Origin of the sequence: Serinicoccus marinus DSM 15273, assembly GCF_008386315.1 — a bacterium.
Taxonomy (GTDB): domain Bacteria; phylum Actinomycetota; class Actinomycetes; order Actinomycetales; family Dermatophilaceae; genus Ornithinicoccus; species Ornithinicoccus marinus.
This window is the reverse complement of the sequence record NZ_CP043808.1, coordinates 2,151,917-2,175,857: the sequence shown is the minus strand read 5'-3', so window position 1 is coordinate 2,175,857 and position 23,941 is coordinate 2,151,917. Positions and strand designations below refer to the sequence as shown.

Sequence of the window (23,941 nt, the reverse complement as noted above, 5' to 3'; positions counted from 1 at the left end):
AACCGCGACCAGGACCCGCTGCGTGAGGGGAGGTTTCACCCCCCGTTCGCCGGCTGGTATCGCTCCGGGCGTGGTCGGCGTGGGAACCCTTGACCCTAGGACCTCATCGGTTAGCGTGTGTCGCGGTCGACACTCCCTGCCCTCTCGTCACATCTGTCACACGAACCTCTGGAGTCCCGCCCGGATGATCACGATGGAGCGCGTCAGTCTGCGCTACGCCAAGGGCGACCCCTGGGCGTTGCGCGAGGTCGACCTCGACGTCACCCGGGGCGAGTTCTGCTTCGTCGTGGGGGAGTCGGGCTCCGGCAAGTCCTCGCTCCTGCGCCTGGTGATCCTCGAGCAGCGGCCCTCCTCCGGGCGGGTGCTCGTCGCCGGGCACGACCTCGGGGAGCTGGCGGCCCGCCGCGTGCACCTGCTCCGGCGCCAGATCGGCACCGTCTTCCAGGACTTCCGGCTGCTCTCGGGCAAGACCGTCGACCAGAACGTCGCCTACGTGCTGCACGTGCTCGGCGCGAGCCGGCACGAGATCCGGCAGCGGGTCCCCGAGACCCTGGCCCTCGTCGGCCTGGAGGGCAAGGGCAGGAGGCTGCCGCACGAGCTGTCCGGCGGGGAGCAGCAGCGGGTCGCGATCGCGCGCGCGATGGTCAACAAGCCGCCGATCCTGCTGGCCGACGAGCCGACCGGCAACCTCGACCCGGACACCAGCCAGGAGATCGTGGCGATCCTGGACCGGATCAACCGGGCGGGGACCACGGTGCTCATGGCCACGCACGACACGACGATCGTCGACCAGTTCCGCAAGCGCGTCGTCCAGCTGCGTGATGGCGAGGTCGTGCGCGACCAGGCCGAGGGCGGCTACCGGCAGGTGGTCGTGTCGTGAGGCCGGGCTTCCTGCTGGGCGAGGTCGGCAACGGCCTGCGCCGCAACTTCTCGATGTTCGTCTCCGTCGTCCTCGTGACGATGGTCTCGCTCTTCTTCCTCGGCGTCGGGCTGCTCGCGCAGGCGCAGGTCAACACGGCCAAGGGGGAGTGGTACGACCGGGTCCAGGTCTCGATCTTCCTGTGCACCCCTGACTCGACCGACGCCCCGGGCTGCGCCGGCGGCGCGGTCACCCCGGAGCAGCGTGACCAGGTCGAGGCCGACCTGCAGGGGCTGGAGCCGCTGGTCACCGAGTACTTCTACGAGTCCAACGAGGAGGCATACGAGCGCTTCACCGAGCAGTTCCGCAACAGCTCGGCGCTGGACTCGGTGCCGCAGGAGTCGATCCCCGCCTCCTTCCGCGTCAACCTGTCCGACCCCTCGAAGTACGACGTCATCCGCGCCGCCTTCGAGCAGGCGCCCGGCGTGGACAGCGTCGAGGACCAGCGCGAGGTGGTCGACAAGCTCCTCGCCTTCCTCGGTGCCCTGAGCTGGGGCGCGCTGGCGCTCGCCGTGGCGATGGTCGTCTGCGCCGTGCTGCTCATCTCGACGACGATCCGGCTCACCGCGTGGACCCGGCGACGGGAGACCGCGATCCAGCGCATGGTGGGGGCCTCCGCCTTCTCCATCCACCTGCCGTTCGTCCTCGAGACCGTCGTCGCGGCGCTGCTCGGCGCCGCGCTGGCGGTGGGTCTGCTCTGGGCGACCGTGCGCTTCGGCATCAGCGGCTTCCTGTCCGAGCTGCTCGCCGGTGAGAGCGGCCTGGTGAGCCTCGTCGGCGAGCGCGACCTCTGGTTCCTCACCCCGTTCCTCGTCGGCGGCGCCGTCCTGCTCGCCGCCGTGACCTCCTGGATGGCGCTGCTGCGCCACGTCAGGGTCTGAGAAGGAGACACCGCATGGCACCCACGTCCCGCACCCCGCGCGAGAGCGGCGCGACCCGGCAACCGACCTACCGACCGCGGGTCCGGCGTGCGCTCGCCGTCGCGCTCGTCGGCGCGCTCGGGGTCGCGACCCCGGCCCTGGCCTCCGACGAGCTGGAGGACATCCGCGAGCGGCTCGCCAAGGTCGAGCAGGAGCGGCGGTCGGCCGCGGACGAGCGGGATGCGGGGGAGCAGCGGGTCGAGGACCTGCACGAGGAGCACGAGCACTTCAGCGCGGAGCTCGAGACCGCGCAGGCCCGGCTGGCCGAGACCGAGGGCAAGGTCGAGCAGGCGCGGGTCGTGCTCGACGAGGCCGAGCTGGACCTCGCCGACGCCGAGGCCGAGACCGAGCGGATCGAGGGCGAGCTCGCGGTCGCGCGGGAGAACGAGGCGCAGATCGAGGACTCGATCGAGCAGGTCGCCTCCGACCAGGAGCAGACGCGCTCCACGGTCGGCGCGATCGCGCGGGAGAGCTACAAGGAAGGGGGTATGGGCTCGCTCGCCACCACCCTGGAGCTGCTCTCCGGCGAGGCGGACGCGGTGGACCAGATGTCGATGGCGCGGACCGTGCTGCGGGTGCAGGACCAGCAGATCCAGCAGCTCGCGACCCAGGAGGCCGAGCAGGTCGCCGAGCAGGACCGGCTCACCGGGATCCGGTCCGACATCGACTACCTGCTGGCCAAGGCCGAGGCCAACGTCATCGCCAAGGAGCAGGCGCGGGCGGCGGCGGACGCCGCGAAGGTCGAGCTCGAGGAGCTGGAGGCCCAGCAGGAGCAGGCCAAGGCCGACCTGGAGACCGAGAGGACCAAGGTCGAGGAGTCCCTCGCGGCTGAGGAGCAGCGCGCCCAGGACCTGGAGAGCGAGCTGGCGGCGCTGGCCGAGACCAAGCACGGGCTGCAGACCGAGGAGGAGGCCGAGCTCCAGCGGATCGCCGAGGAGGAGGCCCGGCGCAAGGCCGAGGAGGAGGCGCGTCGCAAGGCGGCCGCCGAGGCCGCGGCGAAGAAGGCCGCCGAGGAGGAGGCGGCGCGCCAGCGGGCCGCCGAGCGGGAGGCCGAGCGTCAGCGCGCCGCGCAGGCCGAGGCGCAGCGGCTCCGGGACGAGGCCGCCGCTGCGGAGGCGGCGCGCCGTGCCGAGGCTGCGGAGGCCGAGGCCGCTGCTGCCGCGCAGGCGGCGCAGGAGGCTGCCCAGCGGGAGGCAGCGGACCGTGCCGCCGAGCAGGAGCGGGCCTCGCGGGCGGCCGAGGAGGAGCGCAGCGCGGCGGAGGCCGGCTCATCCGGGGTGCTGTCGTCGCCGGTCAACGCCCCGATCACCAGCGAGTTCGGCAACCGCTTCCACCCCGTCTACCAGATGTGGCGGCTGCACGCGGGCATGGACTTCGGCGCCGGCTGCGGCACCCCCGTGGTCGCCGCCGCGGACGGCGTCGTCTACAGCTCCTCCTTCGACGCCGGCGGCGGCAACATGGTGATCGTCGACCACGGGGTGCAGCGGGGGGTGAACCTCACCACGAGCTATCTGCACTTCCAGAGCGCGGCGGTGGTCTCCGCCGGTCAGTCCGTCAGCCGCGGGCAGCTGCTCGGGTATGTCGGCACGACCGGCTCCTCGACCGGCTGCCACCTGCACTTCGAGACGCGGGAGAACGGCGCGCCGGCCAACCCGCGCGGCTGGCTCTGAGTCAGCTGCGGCCGTAGACCCGCTTGACGAAGTCGACGATCTTGTCCTCGTCCACGCTCCGGGCGAGGTCGGACTCGCTGATCATCCCCACCACGTCGTGACCGTCGACGACGACGAGCCGCTTGATCTGCTGGTCGCCCATGACGCGACCACCCGGTCGACGTCCTCGTCGGGCGAGACCGTCGAGACGATCCCCTGCGTGACCGTGCCCACGGCGACCGCGCCCACGTCGTGCGAGGCCGCGACGCCGTTCACGACGATGTCGCGGTCGGTGATGATGCCGGCCAGGGCTCCGTCGTCCGAGGTGACCGGCAGCGCCCCCACGCCGTGGTCGCGCATGAGGGTGGCGGCCTCGACCAGCGACGCGCTGTCGCCGACGGTATGGGCCTGCGGGGTCATGATGTCGCGTGCGGTGGTCATGCTCACTCCTCGTGGTCGGGCGGTCCTTCTCCTGCCGCCCCACCCTGCCCGGACCCCGGCACGGCGGCAACCGGAGCACCATCCGTCTACGTGCCCTGCGTGGACGACCGAAGGTCGGCGGGATCGGTGATCTGGATCTCGGCTATCTCGCGGGAGAAGTCCTCGGTGTTGTTGGTGATGAAACGCGTCGCACCGGCGACCACGGCCGTCGCCAGGTGGGCCGCGTCGGCAGGCCGTAGACCGTAGGTACTTCCGAGCGACACCGAGAGGCGAGCGGTGCTCACGTCCAGAGGCAGGAGCGTCAGGCGCGAGAGGAGGCCGAGCAGGGCCGACACCTCCTCGTCCCGGCCGGCTCGTCGAGGTTCGGTGAGCACCTCGGGCAGGAGCAGGACCGAACCAACTCCCACAGTGCCGTCGGTCGTCGCCGCGTCGAACAGCTGACGGACCGGACGCCCGAGAGGATCGTCCGGGGCGGCTGCGTAGATGAGGACGTCGGCATCGAAGGCATCCATGCGGATCAGCTGTCAGCGAGGATCACGGTCGCGAGCGAGGTCGGCGACCATCTGCCGCGCCCGATCAGGGGAGATCGTTCCCGCGGCTGACAGTGGCGCATGACGCGCCGCCTCCAGCATGTCCCGCAACTCGTCGGCGTCCGCGATGAGGGCCTCCGCCCTCCGGATGCGCAGGACATCGGGCCGGACGACCACGGCGACGGGTCTCCCGTGCCTCGTGATCGTCACCTCCTCGCCCTCCGCGACCCGATCCAGGATCTCGGGTAGACCGGCGCGAGCGGCGCTGCTCGTCATCGTGGTCATGATCGTCATCGTTCGACCACGTACACCAAGGCACAAGGAGTGGTTCGCTCAGCCTCGACGCCAGAAACCGGCGGACGGCATACCGGTGGTTCACCTAGACTAGACCGGCCATGCCCAAGGACTCCGGACGCAAGCTGATCGCCAGCAACAAGAAGGCCCGCTACGAGTACCTCATCGAGGACACCGTCGAGGCCGGCCTCGTGCTGACCGGGACCGAGGTGAAGTCGCTGCGGCACGGGCGAGCGAGCCTGGTCGACGGGTATGCCACGCAGTACCAGGGCGAGCTGTGGTTGGAGGGGGTGCACATCCCGGAGTACACCCAGGGCACGTGGACCAACCACTCCGCGCGCCGGCGTCGCAAACTGCTGCTGCACCGCGACCAGATCGACAAGCTGGTCGCCAAGGCCGAGCAGGCCGGGCACACGATCGTGCCGCTCTCGCTCTACTTCGTCGACGGCCGCGCGAAGGTCGAGATCGCGCTGGCCAAGGGCAAGAAGTTGCACGACAAGCGGCAGACGCTGCGCGAGCGGCAGGACCGGCGCGAGGCCGACCGGGCGATGTCAGCCCACCTCAAGCGGCACGGCTGAGGCGCCGCGCCACCACCGACGGGCGGGCGAAGAGCACCATCCCCGCGATCGCGAAGACCGCCGGCAGGGCGTAGATCAGCAGCGAGGGCCCGTTGATGAAGAACAGCATCAGCCCGATGATCGCCGGAGCCTCCAGGACCGCGGCGCGGAAGACCACGACGGGGGACACGGCGGCGGCCAGGGACGCGCCCTGAGGGGCTCGCGGAGGCGGCATGACCAGCACGAGCGCCCAGGCTCCGAGGGTGGCGGCAGCGACCACGAGCAGCGCCCACGTCGAGGGCACCGCCATCTCGGCCCCGAGGAAGGTCAGGACGACACCGATGACGACCAGCGCACCGGCCATCGCGCCGACCATGATCGTCAACGGCCTCAGGTCGGTCGGGGCGCCGCTCGTGCCCGTGGGGGTGGTCATGGCAGCGACCCTCTCACGGCGTGCGGAATGTGCGTGGCCCGGCGCGCGTTGACCCACTAGAATGATCGTCTGCCCGGCTACGGCCGCGCAGTTTGACAACTGCACAGCGTGAGACACCCCCATGGGGGTGATCGGTTTCGACGTTGCTCGACACTTCAGGGGAAGCGGGTCGAGGATGCAAGGTCATCTCGTCAAACGCTCCTTGCGAAACCAATAGCTGCCAATTCCAAGCGCAGCGACTTCGCCCTCGCCGCCTGAGCGAGCCCGAAGTCTGTCAGCCTGAGCTCGTCATCGGCTCAGATCCTGGCATCATCTAGATGACTTGCTGCGTGATCTGCGCTCGAGGGATCACGTGGGACTCCCACTCGACTGGGCCTGTCAGGGAACGTGTGCGCGCGAGCCCTGGGGCCGAGAAAATCCACAGCGCACTGCACCCGGAGAAGCCCTGATTTCTCGGTAACGGACGCGGGTTCGATTCCCGCCACCTCCACCCACGTGTCTCACGCTGTGCAGGTCGTCGCCCATCGGAGCTGACCACCACGCGTCTATGCAGGGGACCCCGCCGCGGGGTCGGTGCTCGTCTCCCGCGACACGGGCCTGCCGTGAGTTGGCCCACGCGCGACCTCGCGGACCCCGGTCACGACCGTATCTGTGCAGGTCAACAGGGTCGTCGCGGGCGGGGCAGGGGTGAGGAACCGTCGCCGCCGTTATCGAAATGTGACATTCCACGTCGACAGTCGCTACGCTCGTCAGGTCCTCCTCCCTGGGGGGATCCCCGAAGCGTGACTGCCTAGTCCTGTCCGCGCGCACCCGGGGCCGTGGCACGTACGAACACCGCTTGACAGGAGCGGGGGAACCACCTCTGGAGCCGGACCTGGCTCCTCGGGGCGAACGGTCCGGCTCGGTCGGACCAGGGGCACTCCAGCCCGAGCCCGACAGCTCACCCCGCAGGCACTGGAGGATCTACATGACGCAGCGCATCACCGGCCGCCACCGTCGGCCCGGTCGTCTCAGCACGACCAGCACCGCTCTCACCCGCACGGCGGCCGTCGCGGCCACCTCGACCGGGCTGCTGGCCGGCGCGACCCTGAGCGCCAACGCCGCCCCGGACCTGTCCCAGGACCGTGGTGAGGGCCTGCCGCGCTGGGGGTCGACGTGAACGCCGACCGCACCGTGACCGTGGACCGCCCGGCCGAGGCCGTGGCCGCGCCCGAGGACGTCGACCTGGCCTCCTTCGGCGTCGGCGGCTTCTCCGCCTACACCCCGGTCGTCGAGGAGGAGCCCGCCCCGGTCGAGCAGACCGAGCAGGCTGCCCCGGCCACCGAGCAGGCTGCCCCGGCCACCGAGCAGGCTGCTCCGGTCACCGAGCAGGCGAGCGAGCAGGTCGCCGCCCGCGAGGAGACCACCGCCAGCCGCGACAACGAGCGTCAGGCCCAGCCCGAGCCCGTCGTCGAGGCCGAGCCGGCCGTCCAGGCCGAGCCCGAGCCGGAGCCCGCCGCTCCGGCCCCCACCGGTGGCATCCTGGACATCGCGGCCGCCTACACCGGCTACCCCTACGCCCACGGCGGCTCCAGCCCCGCCACCGGCTTCGACTGCTCCGGCTACACCTCCTGGGTCTTCGGCCAGGCCGGCATCTCGCTGCCGCGCACCGCTGCGGCCCAGCAGTCCTACGCCACCCCGGTCAGCAGCCCCCAGCCCGGCGACCTGGTGTTCTTCGGCTACCCGGCCTACCACGTCGGCATCTACGCCGGTAACGGCATGATGTACGACTCGGGCCGCCCCGGCATCCCGACCCAGTACCGCGCCGTCTTCGGTGGCGTCTCCGGCTACGGTCGGGTCGGCTGACCCCTTCTCGGCCGCACCGAGGGCCCCGGACCGCAGCGTCGGCCGGGGCCCTCGGCATACCCCGGTGACCGCCTTGGGCCGACGGCGCGCCCGCAAGGATCGGCCCCAGCGTTCACGTGAACGCTGGGGCCGGTCGGCGTCGGGCGTGGCGCCGTCAGGACTGCGAGGCGGGCTGCGCCTCCTGCGCCTCGGCCTCGGCCAGCTTGGCGCGGACCTCGTCCATGTCGAGGGCGCGGACCTGGTCCACGACGGACTCGAGGTCGCGTGCCGGCAGGGCGCCGGACTGGCGGAAGACGAGGACGCCCTCCTTGAAGGCCATGATCGTCGGGATCGAGGAAATCCCGGCTCCCTGGGCCAGCGCCTGCTGGTCCTCGGTGTCGACCTTGCCGAAGACGACGTCGTCGTACTTCTCCGAGGCCTTCTCGTAGTTGGGCGCGAACATCTTGCACGGACCGCACCACTCGGCCCACCAGTCGACCAGCACGATGTCGTTGCCGGTGACGGTCTGCTCGAAGGTGTCGGCGGTCAGGTCTACGGTGCTCATGGTCAGTCCAACAAGCACGTCCGCCGCCTGATTCCGAGCCGCGGGAGCTGCCTGCTAGCGTCGCCACATGCGAATGACTCGCGGTAAGGCCGCTCGTGGTCCCGTCCTGGTGCTCGGCGCCCTGCTCGCCGTCACCGCCTGCACCGACCCGACCCAGCAGGGATCGGGTGATACGGGCGGTGCGGCGACCGAGGGCGACGACAGCGGCGCGGGGAGCGAGGTCGTCATCGCGACCGGCGGCGAGCCGGACAGCTTCAACCCCGTCCTCGGGTATGCCCGGTGGGGCGACGGCAAGGTCGTCGAGGGACTGGTGCGCCTGACCGCGGAGCTGGAGCAGGAACCGCTGCTGGCCACCGACCTGCCGGAGGTCTCCGCCGACGGGCTGACGTATACCTTCACGCTGCGCGAGGACGTGACCTTCCACGACGGCAGCGAGCTCGACGCGCAGGACGTCGTCGCGACCTACGAGACCGCGATCGACCCCGAGACCGCGTCGCCGGTAGCTGCCGACCTGACGGCGCTGGAGGCGGTCGAGGCGGTGGACGAGACGACTGTCCGCTTCAGGCTCTCCCAGCCGCAGTCGTCCTTCGTCGCCGCGACCGTGCTGGGCATCGTGCCCGCGGAGTCGCTGGACCCCGAGCCCGCCGCCTCCGCCGACGTCGTCGGCACCGGTCCCTACGCCATCGAGACCTACCGCCCCGGCGAGCGCGTGGTCCTCGCGGGCTACGACGACTACTGGGGCGAGCAGCCGCAGGTGCAGCGCGCGACCTTCGTCTTCGTCGAGGACGACGCCGCCCGGGCCGCCCGGGTCGCCTCCGGCGAGGTCGACGGCGCGCTGCTCCCGGCCCAGGCGCTGGACCGGGTCGAGCAGGACGACGACTTCGAGGTCGTCCGACGCGACACCGCCGACTTCCGGGCGCTCGTCCTGCCCGAGGAGCACCCGGTCGCCGGCGACCCGGCGATCCGCGCGGCGCTGCACCAGGGGCTGGACCGGCAGGCGCTCGTCGACGGCGCTCTCGCCGGGGCCGGTCGCCCCGCCTACGGGCCCATCCCCCCCGAGGCGCCGGAGTACGCCGGCGTCGTGGAGGTCGAGACCGACGTCCAGGCCGCCACGACGACGTTGGACGAGGCCGGCTGGGTCGAGCAGGCCGACGGCACCCGCGCCCGCGACGGTCAGCGCGCCCGCTTCACGCTGATGTATCCCGCGGGCGACACGCTGCGGCAGAACGTCGCCCTGGCGGTCCAGGCGCAGGCGGCCGAGCTCGGCATCGAGGTCGAGCCGGAGGGTCTGAGCTGGGAGGCGATCGAGCCCCGCATGCGCGAGGACGCCCTCGTCTACGGCAGCGGCAACCCCTACAACGCCGACCTGTCGACCTACCCCCTCTTCCACTCCTCACGCGCCTTCCAGGGCTTCGACAACCCCGGCGGGTATGCCTCGGAGGCCATGGACGCGGCGCTGGAGGACGGGCGCTCGGCGCAGGCCGAGGACGAGCGGGTGCAGGCATACCAACGGGTGCAGGAGCAGCTCGCGCAGGACCTGCCGTGGGTCTTCCTCGCCTACGTCGAGCACGACTACGTGATCCGCGCCGACACCTGGAGCGGCTGGGACGTGCCGCTGGTCGAGCCGCACGAGCACGGGCTCCAGGGCGGGCCCTGGTGGAACCTCCCGGCATGGACCACGACCGACCCCGCGGGCTGACCCGGCCGCGCCCCGGAGCGGGCACCAGAGGCGGCGGGACCGGCGCCCTCGTGGCCCGCCGGCTCCTGCTGCTGCCGGTGCTCGCGGGGGTGGTCACGCTGGTGATGTTCGCGCTGGCGCAGCGCTCGCCCTTCGACCCGGTCATCGCCGCCCTCGGCGAGCGGGCGCTCACCCTGGACGGGCCCACGCTGGAGGCGATGCGCGCCCGCATGGAGGACACCTCGGCGGTGCAGCAGTGGCTCACCTGGTGGGGCAACGCGCTGACCGGAGATCTCGGCTACTCCAGCAGCCAGCGCGCCCCGGTGAGCACGGTCGTCGGGCAGCGGCTGCCGTGGACGCTCGGCCTGGTCGCCGCGTCGCTGGTCGTCTCGATCCCGGTCGGGGTGGCGCTCGGCGGCTGGGCGGGCACGCACCCCGGGTCGGTCCTGGACCGGCTCGTGGGCCCCGGGATGCTGGCCGTGCAGGCCTCGCCACCCTTCTGGATCGGGCTGATCGCGGTCTGGGTCCTCGCCGTGGCCCTCGGCTGGCTGCCGACCGGGGGAGCGACGTCACCCCAGGCCAGCGGGGTCGAGCCGGGCGACGTCCTGCGGCACGCCGTGTTGCCCGTGCTCGTGCTGGCCCTCGCGCACCTGCCGTGGTTCGTCCTCGTCGTGCGTGACGCCTCCCGGGACGCGCTCGTCGGGGCGCCGGTCCGCGCGGCCTGGGCCCGCGGCATACCCCGGGGCCGGCTGCTGCGCTCGCACGCGGTGCGCCCGGCGCTGCTCCCGCTGGTCACGGTGCTCGGCGTGCGCGTGCCCGAGCTCATCACGGGGGCGGTGCTCGTCGAGACCGTCTTCTCCTGGCCCGGGATCGCGAGCGCGACGGTGGACGCGGCACTGCGGCTCGACTTCGCGCTGCTCGCTGCGCTCACCGTGCTCACGACGGTGCTGGTGGTGCTCGGCAACCTGGCGGCCGACCTCGCCTACCGCTGGGTCGACCCGAGGGTGGGGCAGCGCGATGGCTGAGCCCTGGCGGCCGGTGCGCGACGGAGGCCCCGGGACCGTGGCCAGGGCCGGACGCACCCGCAGCCGCTCGCCGTTCGGCTGGGCCGTCGCGGCCTGCCTGCTCCTGCTCGTCCTGCTCGCGGTCGACCTCGTCGGGGGCGCGGGCGGCGCGGACTTCGCCCGGGCCTACCTCCCACCCTCACCCGAGCACCCCTTCGGCACCGACCAGGCGGGGCGCGACCTGCTCGACCGGTCGCTGTCCGGCGCCAGGGTCTCGCTGCTCGTCGGGCTCGTCGCGGCGGCCGTCTCCAGCGTCGTCGGCGTCGTGGTCGGCGCGGCCGCAGGCATGACGGCCGGCCGGGGCGGCGGCTGGCTGGACTCCACGCTCATGCGCCTGGTGGACGCGGTCAACGCGCTGCCGCACCTCGTGCTCGGCATCGTCATCGTCGCCCTGCTCGGACCCTCGCTGTCCAGCGTCGTCATCAGCGTCGCGCTCACCCACTGGACGACCACCGCGCGCCTCGTGCGGGCCGAGCTGCTCGCGCTGGACCGGGCCGGCTTCGTCGAGGCTGCCGTCGGAGCCGGCGCGGGCCGTTGGTGGGTGCTGCGCCAGCACCTCCTCGCGCACGTCATGGGGCGGGTGCTCCTGGCCAGCGTGCTCATGGTGCCGCACGCGATCATGCACGAGTCGGCGCTGAGCTTCCTCGGCCTGGGCCTCCCGGACGACCGGGCCTCGCTCGGCACGATCATCGAGCAGTCCCGCTCCGCCGTGCTCGCCGGGCACTGGTGGCCCGCGGTGCTGCCCGGGCTGCTGCTCGTCGCCCTGAGCCTGCTCGTCTTCGCCGTCGCCGAGCGGCTGCGACCGGCGGGGAGGGGACGGGTATGACCGGCGGCCTGCAGGTGCGCGGGCTCGGCGTCGCCCTGCCGGACGGGGCCGGCGGGGAGCAGGTGGTCCTCGAGGAGGTGGACCTCGACGTGCGCGAGGGCGAGGTCGTCGTGCTGCTGGGGCCCAGCGGCGCCGGCAAGTCGACCCTCGCCTCGGCGCTGCTCGGACTGCTGCCGCCGGGCGCGCTGGTGCGGGGGAGCGCGCGGTGGCACGGCGAGCCCGCCACGGTCGACCTGCTCGACCCGGGCCGCCCCACCCGGGAGCGGCTGCGAGGACGGCTCACGGCCTGGTTGCCGCAGGCCCCGGTCGGCTCGCTCACGCCGGTGCTGACCGTCCGCAGCCACCTGGTCGAGAAGGCCCGGGTGCACGTGCCGCGGCCCGAGGTCGGCGCTGCGGTGGTGGCCACCATGGAGCGGCACGACGTCGACCCGGCGTGGGGCGCGCGGCTGCCCTCGCAGCTCTCCGGGGGGCAGGCGCAGCGGGTCTCCAACGCGCTGTCGCTGCTGGGCGACCCTCGGCTGGTGCTGGCCGACGAGCCGACCACCGGGCTGGACCGGCCACGCGCCGAGGCGGTCGGGGCCGGGCTGGCCCGGCTCGCGCGGGAGGAGGGCCGGGCGGTGCTCGTCGTGACGCACGACCTCACGCTGGCCGAGCAGGTCGCCGACCGGGTCGTCGAGCTCGACGCCGGCCGGACCGCCCCCGCGGGTCCGCCGCAGGAGGTGGTCGCCCGGGTGCGGGGCGCCCGGCACCACGACGCCGGGCGACGTCGGAAGCGCGGCGCGGGGACGGGGCATACCCTCGCCGGTGTCGATCTCACGCTGCGGCGCGGGCGCGGTGTCCTCGTCCGCGAGGGGGTGACGCTGAGCGTCCCCGCCGACCAGGTCACCGGTCTCATGGCGCCCTCGGGCGCGGGCAAGACCACGCTCCTGCGCACCCTGGCGCTGCTGCACCGTCCGGCGGCGGGGCAGGTCGTGCTCGACGGTCGCCCGGTGCGCGGCACCGGTCACGAGGTGCCGGCGAGCGTCCGGCGCCGGATCGCCTACCTGCCGCAGGACCCACGGCAGTCCGTCGACCCGCGGTGGACGCTCGGGCGCGCTGTGGTCGAGCCGCTGGTGCTCGCGGGTATGCCGCACGACCGCGCTGTCGTGGCCGGTCTGCTGGAGCGGGTCGGGCTCGACCCGGCCCTCGCCGGCCGGCGCGCCGACGAGGTCTCCGGCGGCCAGCTGCAGCGGGTCGTCCTGGCCCGGGCGCTCGCGCTGGACGCCGACTACCTGCTGCTGGACGAGCCGACGTCCATGGTCGACGGGGCCACGGCGCGCGACCTGGTGCGCGCCGTGCACACCCACCAGCACCGCTCGGGCTGCGGGGTGCTCGTGGCCTCGCACGACGAGGAACTTCTCCGCACGTGGTGCGACACGGTGGTGACCTGGTAGGACACAATGGCGCCCATGAGCCCCGTTCCGTCCGTGTCCAACTCCATCACCGTCCGGCTGGAGCTGCCGGCCCGGGTCACCGCCGTCTCGGAGATCACGACCGCGGTGGCCGACGTCGGGGGGATGGTGACGGCGGTCGACATCAGCGACTCGGGGACCGAGCGGCTGCAGGCCGACCTGACGATCGCGACCTACGGCACCGATCACGCCGCCGAGGTGGTCGAGGCGGTCAGCGGCGTCGACGGGGTCGAGATCGGACGCGTGAGCGACCGCACCTTCCTGGCGCACCTCGGCGGCAAGCTCGAGGTCACCTCCAAGCTGCCGATCCGCAACCGCGACGACCTGTCCCTCGTCTACACGCCCGGCGTGGCCAAGATCTGCCAGGCGATCGCGGAGAGGCCCGAGGACGCCCGCAGCCTGACCATCAAGCGCAACACCGTCGCCGTCGTCACCGACGGCTCGGCCGTCCTCGGCCTCGGCGACATCGGCCCGCTCGCGGCGATGCCGGTCATGGAGGGCAAGGCCGCGCTCTTCAAGCGGTTCGCCGACATCGACGCCTTCCCGATCTGCCTCGACGCCACCGACGCCGACGAGATCGTGCGGATCGTCAAGGCGCTGGCGCCCGGTTTCGCCGGCATCAACCTCGAGGACATCTCCGCCCCGCGCTGCTTCGCCATCGAGGCCCGGCTGCGCAAGGAGCTCGACATCCCGGTCTTCCACGACGACCAGCACGGCACCGCGATCGTGGCGCTGGCCGCGCTCACCAACGCGCTGCGCGTCGTGGACAAGGACATCAGCGACGTCAAGATCGTCATGTCCGGCGCCGGGGCGGCCGGCTCGGCGATCATGCGGCTGCTGCTCCGCGCCGGGGCCCGCGACCTCATCGTGACCGACGTCGACGGGATCATCCACCCGCGCCGCGCGGACGTCATGCGCGGCGACAACGGCAACCTCGCCTGGATCGCGAGCCAGACCAACCAGGCGTTGGAGACCGGGACCCTCAAGGACGCGCTCGTGGGCGCCGACGTCTTCATCGGCGTCTCCGCCGGCGGCATCCTCACCGGCGAGGACATCGCGCAGATGAACGAGGACGCCGTCGTCTTCGCCATGGCCAACCCGGTCCCCGAGGTGGACCCGGTCGAGGCCGGCAAGCACGCGACGGTCGTCGCGACCGGGCGCAGCGACTTCGCCAACCAGATCAACAACGTGCTCGTCTTCCCCGGCGTCTTCCGCGGCCTGCTCGACGCGCAGAGCGACCACATCGACGACGAGATGCTGCTCGCCGCTGCCACGGCGCTGGCCGACGTGGTGTCCGCCGACGAGCTCAACCCCACCTACATCATCCCGAGCGTCTTCAACCCGAAGGCGACCAAGGGGGGGGCCGTCGCCCAGGCGGTGCAGGCCGCGGCCGAGGCGAGGCTCCAGGGGTCCAGCTGACCTCGCTGGCCCCGGGTCCGCAGCCCGGTCTCGACCTCATCCGGCTCTTCGGGTGGGTGGCGCTGCTCGTGGCCCTGCTCGTGCAAGGCTACGGCCTGTATGCCCCGCAGGCCCCCGGGCCGGACGGCATACCGGGCCTGGACAAGGTGGGCCACCTGCTGCTCTTCGGCATCCCGACGCTGCTCGCGTGCTGGCTCCGGGCGCGCTGGCTGGTGCCGGTGCTGGTGGTGCACGCCCTCGTCAGCGAGCCGCTGCAGCAGCTGCTCGCCCCGATGCGGCAGGCGGACCCGCTGGACCTGGCCGCAGACCTGCTCGGCATCGCGCTGGCGGTCGGGATCGCCGCGACGGCGAGGCGCCGGTGGGGCCATGATGGGGGCATGGCGACGGCGACCACCGCGGCGGACGCGCGGCAGGGGGAGTCCCGGTGACCACGCCCAGCCCCGAGCTGGCGGTCGGTCAGCTGCTGGTCGCGACCCCGCTGACGGGTGAGCCGTTCGCCGGGTCGGTCGTCCTCGTGCTGCACCACGACGAGGAGGGGGCGCACGGGCTGGTGCTCAACCAGCCGATGGAGGCCTCCGTGGACGCGGTGCTGCCGGAGTGGCAGCCGTTCGTCACCGAGCCGGGCGTGCTCTTCCGCGGCGGGCCGGTCGGACGCGACACCGCGATGGGGCTGGTGAGCGTGCCCGGCCACGACCCGGGCGACCCGCCGCTGGGCACGCAGCTGCTCTTCGGCGGCATCGGCCTGGTCGACCTCGACGCGCCGGCACCGCTCGTCGTGCCCGAGCTCGGGGCCTTCCGCATCTTCGTCGGCTACAGCGGCTGGTCGGCCGGGCAGCTGGACTCCGAGATCCGGCAGGGGGCCTGGCACGTCGTGCCCCGCGAGCCGCGCGACCCCTTCCGCGAGGAGACGGAGGACCTGTGGCGCGACGTGCTGCTGCGCCAGCGCTCGGCCGCGTCCTTCCTCGTGACCTTCACCGAGCAACCCGAGCGCAACTGACCGAGCGCCGCGTGTGGTTGCCCTTGCGCCCACCGGGCGTCGCCTGTGGTTGCCCCTGCGCCGACCGAGCGTCGCGTGTGGTTGCCCCTGCGCCGACCGAGCGTCGCGTGTGGTTGCCCCTCAGCCCTCGTCGCCGTCCGAGCCGCCGCCGTCCTGCGGCTCACGCAGACCTTCGTAGATCTCCTTGCACTGCGGGCACACCGGGAACTTCTGCGGGTCCCGGCCCGGCACCCAGACCTTGCCGCATAGCGCGATCACGGGGTTGCCGCTCAGCGCGGACTCCATGATCTTCTCCTTGCGGACGTAGTGGGAGAAGCGCTCGTGGTCGCCCGGCTCGGACAGGTCCGGCTCGACCCGGGTGTCCTCCCGCTCCAGCACGGCCGTCTGCGTCGACGGGGCGCTGGGGGCCTCCGGGGCGTCGAGGGGCTGGTCCGACATGCGCGTGCTCATGACCCGATTCTAGGCGTCGCGCCCGTGCCGTGCGCACGGGCGAGGCGGGCGTCATACCACGGCCGGGGTGTCGGGGGACTGAGCCCGAGCCCCGGTGAGTCGGATCCGGAAACGACCTATCCTGGGTCGCCGATGTCCACCTCAGCCGCCTCCCACCTGCCCCCCGCCTACCCCGAGCGCGCCGCCTGGGGCACGGCGGGCAAGTTGCGTGCGTGGCAGGCCGCCGCGCTGGAGACCTACCTCACCGAGCGGCCCCGCGACTTTCTCGCGGTCGCGACCCCGGGGGCGGGCAAGACGACCTTCGCGCTGCGCGTCGCGACCGAGCTGCTCGACCGCGGCGAGGTGCAGCGGATCTGCGTCGTCGCGCCGACCGAGCACCTCAAGACGCAGTGGGCCGAGGCGGCGGCCAAGGTCGGGATCCGGATCGACCCGCGCTTCGCCAACGCGCAGGGCCGCCACAGCCGGGACTTCGACGGCGTCGCGGTGACGTATGCCGGTGTCGCCAGCAAGCCGCTGCTGCACCGGGCCCGGACCGAGGCCGCGCGGACCTTGGTCATCCTCGACGAGGTCCACCACGGCGGCGACGCGTTGTCCTGGGGGAGGCGGTGCGCGACGCCTTCGAGCCGGCCACGCGCCGGCTCGCGCTGACCGGCACGCCCTTCCGCTCGGACACGGCCGCGATCCCGTTCGTGCGCTACGAGATGGACGCCGAGGGCGTGCTGCGGTCCTCGGCCGACTACACCTACGGGTATGCCGACGCGCTCCGGGACGGCGTCGTGCGTCCGGTGCTGTTCCTCTCCTACGGCGGCACGATGCGGTGGCGGACCAAGGTCGGCGACGAGCTCGAGGCGCGGCTGGGGGAGCCGCTGACGCAGGACGTCACCAAGCAGGCGTGGCGCACCGCGCTGGACCCGGCGGGCGACTGGGTCCCGGCGGTGCTGCGGGCGGCCGACAAGCGGCTCAGCGAGGTGCGCCGGCACGTCGAGGACGCGGGCGGCCTGGTCATCGCCTCCGACCAGCGCTCGGCCCGCGCCTACGCCAAGCAGCTCCGGGAGATCACCGGCCAGGCCGCGACCGTCGTGCTGTCCGACGACGCGGGTGCGTCGGCGCGGATCGAGGAGTTCGCCCAGGGCGACGCGCGGTGGATGGTCGCGGTGCGGATGGTGTCCGAGGGCGTCGACGTGCCACGCCTCGCCGTGGGCGTCTATGCCACGTCCACCTCGACGCCGCTGTTCTTCGCCCAGGCGGTGGGCCGCTTCGTGCGGGCCCGGCGGCGCGGCGAGACCGCGTCGGTCTTCCTGCCCAACGTGCCGTTGCTCCTGGGCCACGCGGGGTCGATGGAGCTGGAGCGCGACCACGCGCTCAACCGGAAGGAGACCGACGAGGACCAGCTGTGGTCCGAGGAGGACGGGCTCGTCGCCGCAGCGCAGGAGGACGAGGGGGCCTCGGACGAGCTGGCCGGCAGCTACGAGGCGATCGGGTCGGACGCGGAGTTCGACCACGTGCTCTTCGACGCCGAGCAGTACGGCCTCGGCGGTATGCCGGGCTCGGAGGACGAGGACGACTACCTCGGTCTGCCCGGGCTCCTGGAGCCGGACCAGGTCGCGACCCTGCTGCGGGAGCGGCAGAAGACGCAGGTCGGCCGGGGTGGCGGGCGCGAGCGCGCGGAGGCGGTCTCGGCGCACCGGGCGCTGGCCGAGCACCGCAAGGAGCTCAACAAGCTCGTCTCGGCATACGCCCAGAAGAAGGGCCAGCCGCACGCCGTCGTCCACGCCGAGCTGCGCCGCGCCTCCGGCGGCCCGGAGCTGGCGACGGCGAGCTCGGGGCAGGTCCGCGACCGGATCGACACCATCCGGCGGTGGTTCGTCGGCCGCCGCTGAGGGGTGGCCCTCGGGGAGCGGGGGCGGGCCTTCGGGGGAGCCGGGTCGGCCTCGGGGAAGCGGGGCATGCCCGGCCACGGGCGTGGGGCACCGGCCCTCACGCACACCCGAACCTGAGCACGCCACACCCGCCCCAGGCATACCTGTGCATGCTTCCTGGAGCGAAGCGGCGGATATTTCCTCAGTTCCGCCCCAGCAACCGTGCCCAGGCTGCACCTCGTGTGCCCAGGCTGGGACCGGCATCACCATGGGTGTCGCGGGGTGCGCCGCATCACTAGGGTGCTCGGCCATGAGCGAGGTCGTGCAGGACGAGGTGGTCCGCCGGTATGCCCTTCTCGACCAATCCTCCTGGCCCGCCCCGCGCGGACCGATGGAGTCGCCGCGGGACGAGGAGTACTCGCGGGTAACCGATCCGGGGCGGTACGAGGTCCTGCTCGCGCGAGCGAGGGTGTGGCGCGAGGTCCTGCGAGACCGTGTCGGGCGGACCCTCTCGGAGGTGCCGGCGCCCCTGGGCAGCGGTCAGCGAGCGGCTGAGCGCGCTGTCCTGCTCCAGCCTCCTACCTCGGTAGAAAGGGCACAGCCCTTCTGGCTCCTCGAGCACGACGGCAGAGCCGGCGACGGATTGGTGGCCGGCGTGGAGATCGCCCTGGGCGAGACCGGTGTATTGCTGGGCCAGCTGCCTCACTGCGGTTGCGTGCCTGCGACGACGGGAGCGGCTCGTTGTCCGAAGGACTGGATGAGCTGGTGCTGCACGCGGTCGAGCCCTTCGTGCTGATACGGGGCGATGGTTGGTCCTTCGACCGCAGGGTGCTGACGCAGGTGTCAGACGATGGGCACGGTCGCTCTAGGAGCTGCTCCGAGCTCATCCGGCTCACGGACTCACTCCTCGCAGGTGAGCAGGTCGCTCTGCCCAACGACGCGCGCGTGGTGGTGAGCCAGGGGTGGGGCCGCGAGCGAGCCCGCCCCGAGCCTGAGTAGCCAGAGCCCACCTCAGACAGAGGTCGTGTGTCGAGCCAGCCCCCGAGCCATGGCGGCCCGGATCTTGGCGATGACGCGCTTCGGGTGTGCCAGGTCCTCCCAGGTAATGCGGACCACCTCGTAGCCGAGGGCGCGCAGCCGGTCCTCGCGCCACTTCTCGGCCATGAGGTCCTGCGCCGAGCCGTACTTGAGTGCCCCGTCGAACTCGACGATCGTCCAGGCCTCACGCAGCAGGAAGTCGACGTAGCCGACGAGGTCGCCGTCGTCGTCGCAGATCATCGCCTGGAGCTCGGGGATCGGCAGTCCTGCCTCCAGCATGATCCAGCGGCACCGGGTCTCCCCGGCCGACCCGCTGAGACCCGTGGCGTGCTCGAGCACGGTGCGCACCGACGGCGCGCCGTGCCCGAACGACCCCTCGCGGTGCGCATGGTGCAGCCCCTCCATGGTCGTCGCGCCTTGGCGCAGCGCGATGTCCGAGCTGACCAGCCCGGCGACGACCCCGAACGAGCCGGCGACCTGCAGGCAGGCCAGGGCCGGCTCGACCGAGGGCGGGTCGGTCCCGGTCGCCCATTCCGAAGGCACCGGTGGATGCACCTTGACCACGTCGTCGCTGCGTCCCCGCTGCCCATCCGTGCGGACGAGATGCACGCGGCCATCGACGCCGAAGCTGCCGATGCCGCGCACCGCCAGGGAACTGTGGTGGCTCAGGGCATGAGGCTTGCCGGGGCCGCACAGGCTCGCCGCGACGGCTCTGGCGCTCAGGTCCAGACGCTCCCACGGTGCTGCCGACCGCCATGCCTCACCGCCCACAAAGCTGTCCCGGCGGATCCGGACCAGGACACCCGACCGGACGAGCGTGGTGAGCTGGCTCGGGGTCACCCCGAGAGCACGCAGACCGACACCGCTGGCGACGCCACCATGAGCCGCGAGGTGGGCGATGACCACTTCCATGTCTGGCAGCATCGTGCAGACGGGCGCCCGGGCGTAGAAGTTGTCCACAACGAGGGGTCCGGAGAACGGGGCGGGCCAGCCTGAGCACGCTTCTACGGCCAGAGCTGAGGAAATATCGTCAGTCGCGGTCCAGCAACGGTGCACAGGTATGCCTGGGGCTGGTGTGGCGTGCCCAGGGAGGTGCTCGGGCCAGACGCGCTGCGCGGCTAGTCTGGCCGCCATGAGTCAGCAGGCAGGGTGGTACGACGACCCGCAGGACGAGCAGAACCTCCGCTACTGGGACGGCGTGCAGTGGACCTCGCACACCGCGCCGAAGCAGAAGCCCAACCTCGCCCAGGCGGGGCAGTCGCTCCAACAGACGCAGCAGCCGGGTGGGAGCGACCAGGCCCAGGGTGGCTACGGCCAGCAGGGCTGGGGTCAGGGCGGCTCCGGCCAGCAGGGCTGGGGCCAGCACGGCCAGTCGCCCTGGGGCCAGCAGGGCTCCGGCCAGCAGGGATACCAGCAGCCGAACCCCTACGCCGGGCAGACCGGCCAGCAGCCCTACCAGGGCGAGTGGCAGGGCGGCCCGGTGCCCGGCGGCTACCGCCCCGACCCGCGCACGATCACGCCGGACGGCCAGCCGCTGGCCGGCTGGTGGCACCGCGTCGGCGCCCGGCTCATCGACGCCTTGCTCTGGCTCGGGCTCGTCACGGTGCTCGTCGCCGTGACCGCCGACCCCGAGCTCACCGCCGAGCTGCAGGACTACGCCCTCGACCCCGACCCCACCGGCGCCATGCCCGTGGTCCTGGAGGACTGGCTGCTGCGCATCGGGCTGATCAGCGCCCTCCTCGGCGTCGCCTACGAGGTGCTCATGGTGAAGTTCTTCGGCGGCACCGTCGGCAAGCTGCTCACCGGCCTGCGGGTGCGGCTGCGCGACCAGCCGGGGCTGCCCACGTGGGGCGCCACGCTGCTGCGCTCGGCGGTCTACCAGGGGCCCAACCTGCTGGGTTCGCTCGTGCCGATCCTCGGCTCGCTCGGCCTCTTCACGCTGCTCGACGTGCTCTGGCCGCTGTGGGACAAGAACAGGCAGGCGCTGCACGACAAGGCCGCGCGCACCAACGTCGTGCGCTCGCGCTGAGCGGGCACGACAGCCCCGTGGCACCATCGGCGGTATGCCCCGCGCCCTGATCGTCGTCGACGTCCAGCACGACTTCTGCGAGGGCGGCTCACTGCCCGTCACCGGGGGCACCGCCGTCGCCGCCCGGATCAGCGAGCACGTCGCCGCCCACGCGGGGCGGTATGCCGCCGTCGTCGCCACCGCCGACTGGCACGTCGACCCCGGTGACCACTGGGCGACCGACGGCGAGCCGGACTTCGTGGACTCCTGGCCGGTGCACTGCGAGGTCGGGACCGAGGGCGCGGACTTCCGCCCCGAGCTGGCCGGCGCGCTGGAGCACGTCCAGGCGGTCTTCCGCAAGGGCGAGCACGAGGCGGCCTACTCCGGCTTCGAGGGCAGCACCGACGTCGACGGGCGCGAGGTCGGCCTCGCTGACTGGTTGGGGGAGCGGGGCATCGACGAGGTCGAGGTCTGCGGCCTCGCTACCGACCACTGCGTCCGCGCGACGGCCCTGGACGCCCGGCGCGAGCGGCTGGCGACGACCGTCCTGCTCGACCTGTGCGCCGGTGTCGCCCCGGAGACCACGGACGCGGCGCTGACCCAGCTGCGCGAGGCCGGGGTGGAGATCGGCTGACCGGTCGTGCACCGCGCGCCGGTCCTCTCGATCGTCGGCGACGAGTGGCGCGGCTCCTCGGGTGACATCACCGGGCCGGTCTCCCGCTCGACCCCGGCCTCGTCCAGGAGCGCGAAGGCCTCGTCGAGCGCCGTCACCGCTCAGCTCCAGTTGTCGAGATAGGTCGTCGGCAGCGCGGGGTCGCCGTGCGACATCCGCAGCGCGCTCTGCGGGAGCTCGGCGCGGGCCATCTCGTGGTGGGCCCGCGCGGTCTGCACGTCGGTCGGCGCGACGACCTCGCCGCCCTCGACGAGCGGCACGAGCAGCGAGCGGTCGTCGCCGTCGTCGTCGGGGTGCTCGTGGATGCCGACGATCTCCTCGGTGGCGAGCCCGGCGGCGGAGCGGCGGCGCAGGGCATACTTGCGCCCGCCCACGCTGGCCTTGTCCTTGCTCGCCTTCGCCACGCCCTCCATCTGACCGACGCCGTTCTCCCGGCTGACGAGCTTGTAGACCATGCCCGCCGCGGGGTGGCCCGAGCCGGTGACGACCTTGGTGCCCACGCCGTAGGCGTCCACCGGGGCGGCCTGCAGCGCGGCGATCGCGTGCTCGTCCAGATCGCTGGTGACCACGATGCGGGTGCCGGTCGCGCCGAGGGCGTCCAGCTGGGCGCGCACCTCGAAGGCCTGGCTCACCAGGTCGCCGGAGTCCAGCCGGACCCCGCCGAGCCGCGCCCCGGCCAGCTCGACCGCGAGCTCGACCGCGCCGGTGACGTCGTAGGTGTCGACGAGCAGGGTGGTCGACAGGCCCAGGCTCTCCAGCTGGGTGGCGAAGGCCTGCCGCTCGTCGTCGTGCAGCAACGTGTAGGAGTGCGCGGCGGTGCCCATCGTCGGGATGCCGTGCCGCCGGCCCGCCTCGAGGTTGGAGGTGGAGGCGAAGCCCGCGAGGTAGGCCGCGCGCGCCGCCGCGACCGCCGACTCCTCGTGCGTCCGGCGGCTGCCCATCTCGATGCACGGGCGGCCGTGCGCCACCGCCGTCATCCGCGAGGCGGCCGAGGCCACGGCCGAGTCGTGGTTGAGGATCGACAGGAAGAGCGTCTCCAGCACGACGCCCTCGGCGAAGGTCGACTCGACCACGAGCAGCGGCGAGCCGGGCACGTAGACCTCGCCCTCGGCATACCCCCAGACGTCACCGGTGAAGCGGTAGTCGGCCAGCCAGTCCAGGGTCGGGTGGTCGACGACCTGCTGCTCGGCGAGGAAGGCGATCTCCTCCTCGCCGAACCGGAAGTCGCGCAGCGCCTCCAGCGCCCGCCCGGTCCCGGCGACGACGCCGTAGCGCCGGCCGTCGGGGAGGCGGCGCGCGAAGGCCTCGAAGACGCAGCGCCGGTCGGCGTGGCCGCTGGCCAGCGCCGCCTGGATCATCGTCAGCTCGTAGTGGTCGGTCAGCAGGGCGGTGCTCGTGCTCACCCCCGCAGCCTAGGGTGGGGTCGTGCCGATCGACACCCCCAGCCCGCCGGCCCCGCCGGCCGACCCGCAGACCACGCCGCAGGAGCAGGGCGGTGTCGCGGTCCTCGACCGCCCCGAGGCGGACACCCCGTGGATCACGCTGGTGTGGAACGACCCGGTCAACCTCATGAACTACGTCACCTGGGTCTTCCAGACGCACTTCGGCTACAGCAGGAGCAAGGCGGAGAAGCTGATGATGGACGTGCACACGCAGGGTCGCGCGGTCGTCTCGACCGGGTCCCGCGAGAAGATGGAGGCCGACACCGAGGCCATGCACGGCTACGGCCTGTGGGCCACCTTCCAGAAGGACGACTGAGGTATGGCGCGCGCGTTCCGTCGTCGGGGGGACCGGCTGGTGGGGACCTTCGAGGCCGAGGAGATCGCCGTGGTGGTCCACGTGCTCCGGCTGACCCGTGACTTCGTCGCGCCGGAGCGGCCGGACACCGGGGACCCCTTCCTCGACCTGGTCGCCGGGCTCGGCGACGAGGTGGACCCGGAGGAGCCGAGCGACCCGGCGCTGCGCCGGCTGCTGCCGCCGGCCTCGCGGGACGACGACGAGCAGGCCAGCGAGTTCCGGCGGCTCACCGAGCACGGGCTGCGCCAGCGCAAGGCCGCCACGCTGTCCACCGCGATCGCGGCGCTGGAGGCTGCCCAGCCGCCGCGGGTCGAGCTGGATCCGGAGCAGGGTCGGGCGCTCGCGGTGGCCCTCACCGACGCCCGGCTCATCCTCGGCGAGCAGCTCGGGCTGCGCACCGACGAGGACTCCGAGCGGCTGCACGAGGAGCTGGAGGAGGCGCTCGCTGGCAGGAGCGAGCTGGATCCGGCCCTGGCCCAGAAGATGGCCTACTACGACTTCCTCTCCTGGATGCAGGAGTCGGTGACGCTGGCGCTCATGGCGCGCTGA

26 protein-coding genes, 1 other RNA gene, 1 pseudogene and 1 riboswitch are annotated in these 23,941 nt (G+C 72.8%); of the genes and pseudogenes, 20 read left to right on the top strand and 8 right to left on the bottom strand.

The genetic code is table 11. The features are described from left to right. The first annotated feature begins 193 nt into the window (after positions 1-193). The 3 genes from ftsE to FU792_RS10280 are packed head-to-tail and all read left to right on the top strand — an operon-like array spanning position 194 to position 3,509. Positions 194-880, top strand: a complete 687-nt coding sequence (ftsE, locus tag FU792_RS10290; protein WP_337587852.1) for a cell division ATP-binding protein FtsE — start codon at positions 194-196, stop codon at positions 878-880. Further along, complete coding sequence (ftsX, locus tag FU792_RS10285; RefSeq protein WP_022924865.1) at positions 877-1,800, top strand: permease-like cell division protein FtsX; 924 nt, start codon at positions 877-879, stop codon at positions 1,798-1,800. The genes ftsE and ftsX overlap by 4 nt, the downstream gene beginning before the upstream one ends. 14 nt (positions 1,801-1,814) lie before the next feature. Continuing rightward, positions 1,815-3,509, top strand: a complete 1,695-nt coding sequence (locus tag FU792_RS10280) for a M23 family metallopeptidase (RefSeq protein ID WP_022924864.1) — start codon at positions 1,815-1,817, stop codon at positions 3,507-3,509. Between the two features lie 81 nt (positions 3,510-3,590). Here FU792_RS10280 and FU792_RS10275 read toward each other — a convergent pair whose 3' ends face one another. The 3 genes from FU792_RS10275 to FU792_RS10265 all read right to left on the bottom strand — a co-directional run bounded on the left by FU792_RS10275 (position 3,591) and on the right by FU792_RS10265 (position 4,744). Continuing rightward, positions 3,591-3,929: a CBS domain-containing protein gene (locus FU792_RS10275; protein WP_202980375.1), complete on the bottom strand. Its 339-nt coding sequence runs from the start codon at positions 3,927-3,929 to the stop codon at positions 3,591-3,593. An 86-nt stretch (positions 3,930-4,015) separates the two neighbouring features. Then, positions 4,016-4,441, bottom strand: a complete 426-nt coding sequence (locus FU792_RS10270; protein ID WP_022924862.1) for a type II toxin-antitoxin system VapC family toxin — start codon at positions 4,439-4,441, stop codon at positions 4,016-4,018. A gap of 12 nt (positions 4,442-4,453) precedes the next feature. After that, on the bottom strand, positions 4,454-4,744 hold the full coding sequence (locus tag FU792_RS10265) for a type II toxin-antitoxin system Phd/YefM family antitoxin (RefSeq protein ID WP_161600239.1): 291 nt from the start codon (positions 4,742-4,744) through the stop codon (positions 4,454-4,456). Positions 4,745-4,854: 110 nt separating this feature from the next. Between FU792_RS10265 and smpB the strand changes: the two genes are divergently transcribed. After that, entirely contained in the window at positions 4,855-5,331 is a 477-nt protein-coding gene (smpB, locus tag FU792_RS10260) for an SsrA-binding protein SmpB (RefSeq protein WP_022924860.1), read from the top strand. On the opposite strand, the gene FU792_RS10255 is transcribed toward smpB, so the two are convergent. Beyond that, positions 5,315-5,743 (bottom strand): hypothetical protein, encoded by a 429-nt coding sequence (locus FU792_RS10255; RefSeq protein ID WP_022924859.1) that lies wholly within the window; start codon positions 5,741-5,743, stop codon positions 5,315-5,317. The two genes, smpB and FU792_RS10255, sit on opposite strands and share 17 nt — an antisense overlap. Before the next feature lie 123 nt (positions 5,744-5,866). On the opposite strand from FU792_RS10255, the gene ssrA reads away from it, so the two are divergent. From ssrA to FU792_RS10240, 3 genes are all read left to right on the top strand, one after another. Further along, positions 5,867-6,236: a transfer-messenger RNA gene (gene ssrA / locus FU792_RS10250) on the top strand. A 332-nt stretch (positions 6,237-6,568) separates the two neighbouring features. Beyond that, a riboswitch (cyclic di-AMP (ydaO/yuaA leader) is annotated at positions 6,569-6,712 on the top strand. Continuing rightward, positions 6,711-6,902: a hypothetical protein gene (locus tag FU792_RS10245; protein ID WP_149814728.1), complete on the top strand. Its 192-nt coding sequence runs from the start codon at positions 6,711-6,713 to the stop codon at positions 6,900-6,902. Its footprint overlaps the riboswitch before it by 2 nt. Then, positions 6,899-7,588: a C40 family peptidase gene (locus FU792_RS10240; protein ID WP_238705968.1), complete on the top strand. Its 690-nt coding sequence runs from the start codon at positions 6,899-6,901 to the stop codon at positions 7,586-7,588. Before FU792_RS10245 ends, FU792_RS10240 begins: the two co-directional genes overlap by 4 nt. A gap of 154 nt (positions 7,589-7,742) precedes the next feature. Here the strand turns inward: FU792_RS10240 and trxA are convergent, their stop codons facing one another. Next, the gene (gene trxA, locus FU792_RS10235; RefSeq protein ID WP_022926171.1) at positions 7,743-8,132 is read right to left on the bottom strand and encodes a thioredoxin; all 390 of its coding nucleotides are present in this window, start codon (positions 8,130-8,132) and stop codon (positions 7,743-7,745) included. A 67-nt stretch (positions 8,133-8,199) separates the two neighbouring features. On the opposite strand from trxA, the gene FU792_RS10230 reads away from it, so the two are divergent. The 7 genes from FU792_RS10230 to FU792_RS10200 are packed head-to-tail and all read left to right on the top strand — an operon-like array spanning position 8,200 to position 15,567. Then, positions 8,200-9,831, top strand: coding sequence for an ABC transporter substrate-binding protein (locus tag FU792_RS10230; protein ID WP_028131235.1), 1,632 nt, complete (start codon positions 8,200-8,202; stop codon positions 9,829-9,831). Beyond that, entirely contained in the window at positions 9,804-10,835 is a 1,032-nt protein-coding gene (locus FU792_RS10225) for an ABC transporter permease (RefSeq protein WP_022926169.1), read from the top strand. The genes FU792_RS10230 and FU792_RS10225 overlap by 28 nt, the downstream gene beginning before the upstream one ends. Continuing rightward, positions 10,828-11,700, top strand: a complete 873-nt coding sequence (locus FU792_RS10220; RefSeq protein WP_022926168.1) for an ABC transporter permease — start codon at positions 10,828-10,830, stop codon at positions 11,698-11,700. Before FU792_RS10225 ends, FU792_RS10220 begins: the two co-directional genes overlap by 8 nt. After that, complete coding sequence (locus FU792_RS10215) at positions 11,697-13,133, top strand: ABC transporter ATP-binding protein (RefSeq protein WP_022926167.1); 1,437 nt, start codon at positions 11,697-11,699, stop codon at positions 13,131-13,133. Before FU792_RS10220 ends, FU792_RS10215 begins: the two co-directional genes overlap by 4 nt. Before the next feature lie 15 nt (positions 13,134-13,148). After that, positions 13,149-14,570, top strand: coding sequence for an NAD-dependent malic enzyme (locus FU792_RS10210; RefSeq protein WP_149814726.1), 1,422 nt, complete (start codon positions 13,149-13,151; stop codon positions 14,568-14,570). Between the two features lie 56 nt (positions 14,571-14,626). After that, a complete protein-coding gene (locus FU792_RS17160) occupies positions 14,627-14,998 on the top strand; it encodes a VanZ family protein (protein ID WP_022926165.1) in 372 nt (123 codons plus the stop codon). Beyond that, positions 14,995-15,567, top strand: coding sequence for a YqgE/AlgH family protein (locus tag FU792_RS10200; protein WP_022926164.1), 573 nt, complete (start codon positions 14,995-14,997; stop codon positions 15,565-15,567). The genes FU792_RS17160 and FU792_RS10200 overlap by 4 nt, the downstream gene beginning before the upstream one ends. A 120-nt stretch (positions 15,568-15,687) precedes the next feature. On the opposite strand, the gene FU792_RS10195 is transcribed toward FU792_RS10200, so the two are convergent. Beyond that, on the bottom strand, positions 15,688-16,017 hold the full coding sequence (locus FU792_RS10195) for a DUF3039 domain-containing protein (protein WP_143553803.1): 330 nt from the start codon (positions 16,015-16,017) through the stop codon (positions 15,688-15,690). Positions 16,018-16,149: 132 nt separating this feature from the next. Here FU792_RS10195 and FU792_RS10190 point away from each other — a divergent pair. Together FU792_RS10190 and FU792_RS19235 are read left to right on the top strand one after the other, a co-directional pair. Beyond that, positions 16,150-17,897 (top strand): annotated as a pseudogene (locus FU792_RS10190) (DEAD/DEAH box helicase). A gap of 247 nt (positions 17,898-18,144) precedes the next feature. Then, positions 18,145-18,672 carry a DUF6226 family protein gene (locus FU792_RS19235; protein WP_420329320.1) on the top strand — a complete coding sequence of 176 codons (528 nt, stop codon included), beginning with the start codon at positions 18,145-18,147 and terminating at the stop codon, positions 18,670-18,672. 215 nt (positions 18,673-18,887) lie between these two features. Here the strand turns inward: FU792_RS19235 and FU792_RS10185 are convergent, their stop codons facing one another. Continuing rightward, on the bottom strand, positions 18,888-19,826 hold the full coding sequence (locus FU792_RS10185; protein WP_161600238.1) for a type IV toxin-antitoxin system AbiEi family antitoxin domain-containing protein: 939 nt from the start codon (positions 19,824-19,826) through the stop codon (positions 18,888-18,890). Positions 19,827-20,046: 220 nt separating this feature from the next. Here FU792_RS10185 and FU792_RS17925 point away from each other — a divergent pair, with 220 nt between their 5' ends. Continuing rightward, entirely contained in the window at positions 20,047-20,943 is an 897-nt protein-coding gene (locus FU792_RS17925; protein WP_022926158.1) for an RDD family protein, read from the top strand. A 34-nt stretch (positions 20,944-20,977) separates the two neighbouring features. Next, positions 20,978-21,556 (top strand): isochorismatase family protein, encoded by a 579-nt coding sequence (locus FU792_RS10175; RefSeq protein ID WP_022926157.1) that lies wholly within the window; start codon positions 20,978-20,980, stop codon positions 21,554-21,556. 140 nt (positions 21,557-21,696) lie between these two features. On the opposite strand, the gene FU792_RS10170 is transcribed toward FU792_RS10175, so the two are convergent. Next, on the bottom strand, positions 21,697-22,998 hold the full coding sequence (locus tag FU792_RS10170) for a nicotinate phosphoribosyltransferase (RefSeq protein WP_022926156.1): 1,302 nt from the start codon (positions 22,996-22,998) through the stop codon (positions 21,697-21,699). A gap of 22 nt (positions 22,999-23,020) precedes the next feature. On the opposite strand from FU792_RS10170, the gene clpS reads away from it, so the two are divergent. Continuing rightward, positions 23,021-23,353, top strand: coding sequence for an ATP-dependent Clp protease adapter ClpS (clpS, locus tag FU792_RS10165; protein ID WP_022926155.1), 333 nt, complete (start codon positions 23,021-23,023; stop codon positions 23,351-23,353). 3 nt (positions 23,354-23,356) lie between these two features. Further along, positions 23,357-23,941, top strand: a complete 585-nt coding sequence (locus FU792_RS10160; protein WP_022926154.1) for a DUF2017 family protein — start codon at positions 23,357-23,359, stop codon at positions 23,939-23,941.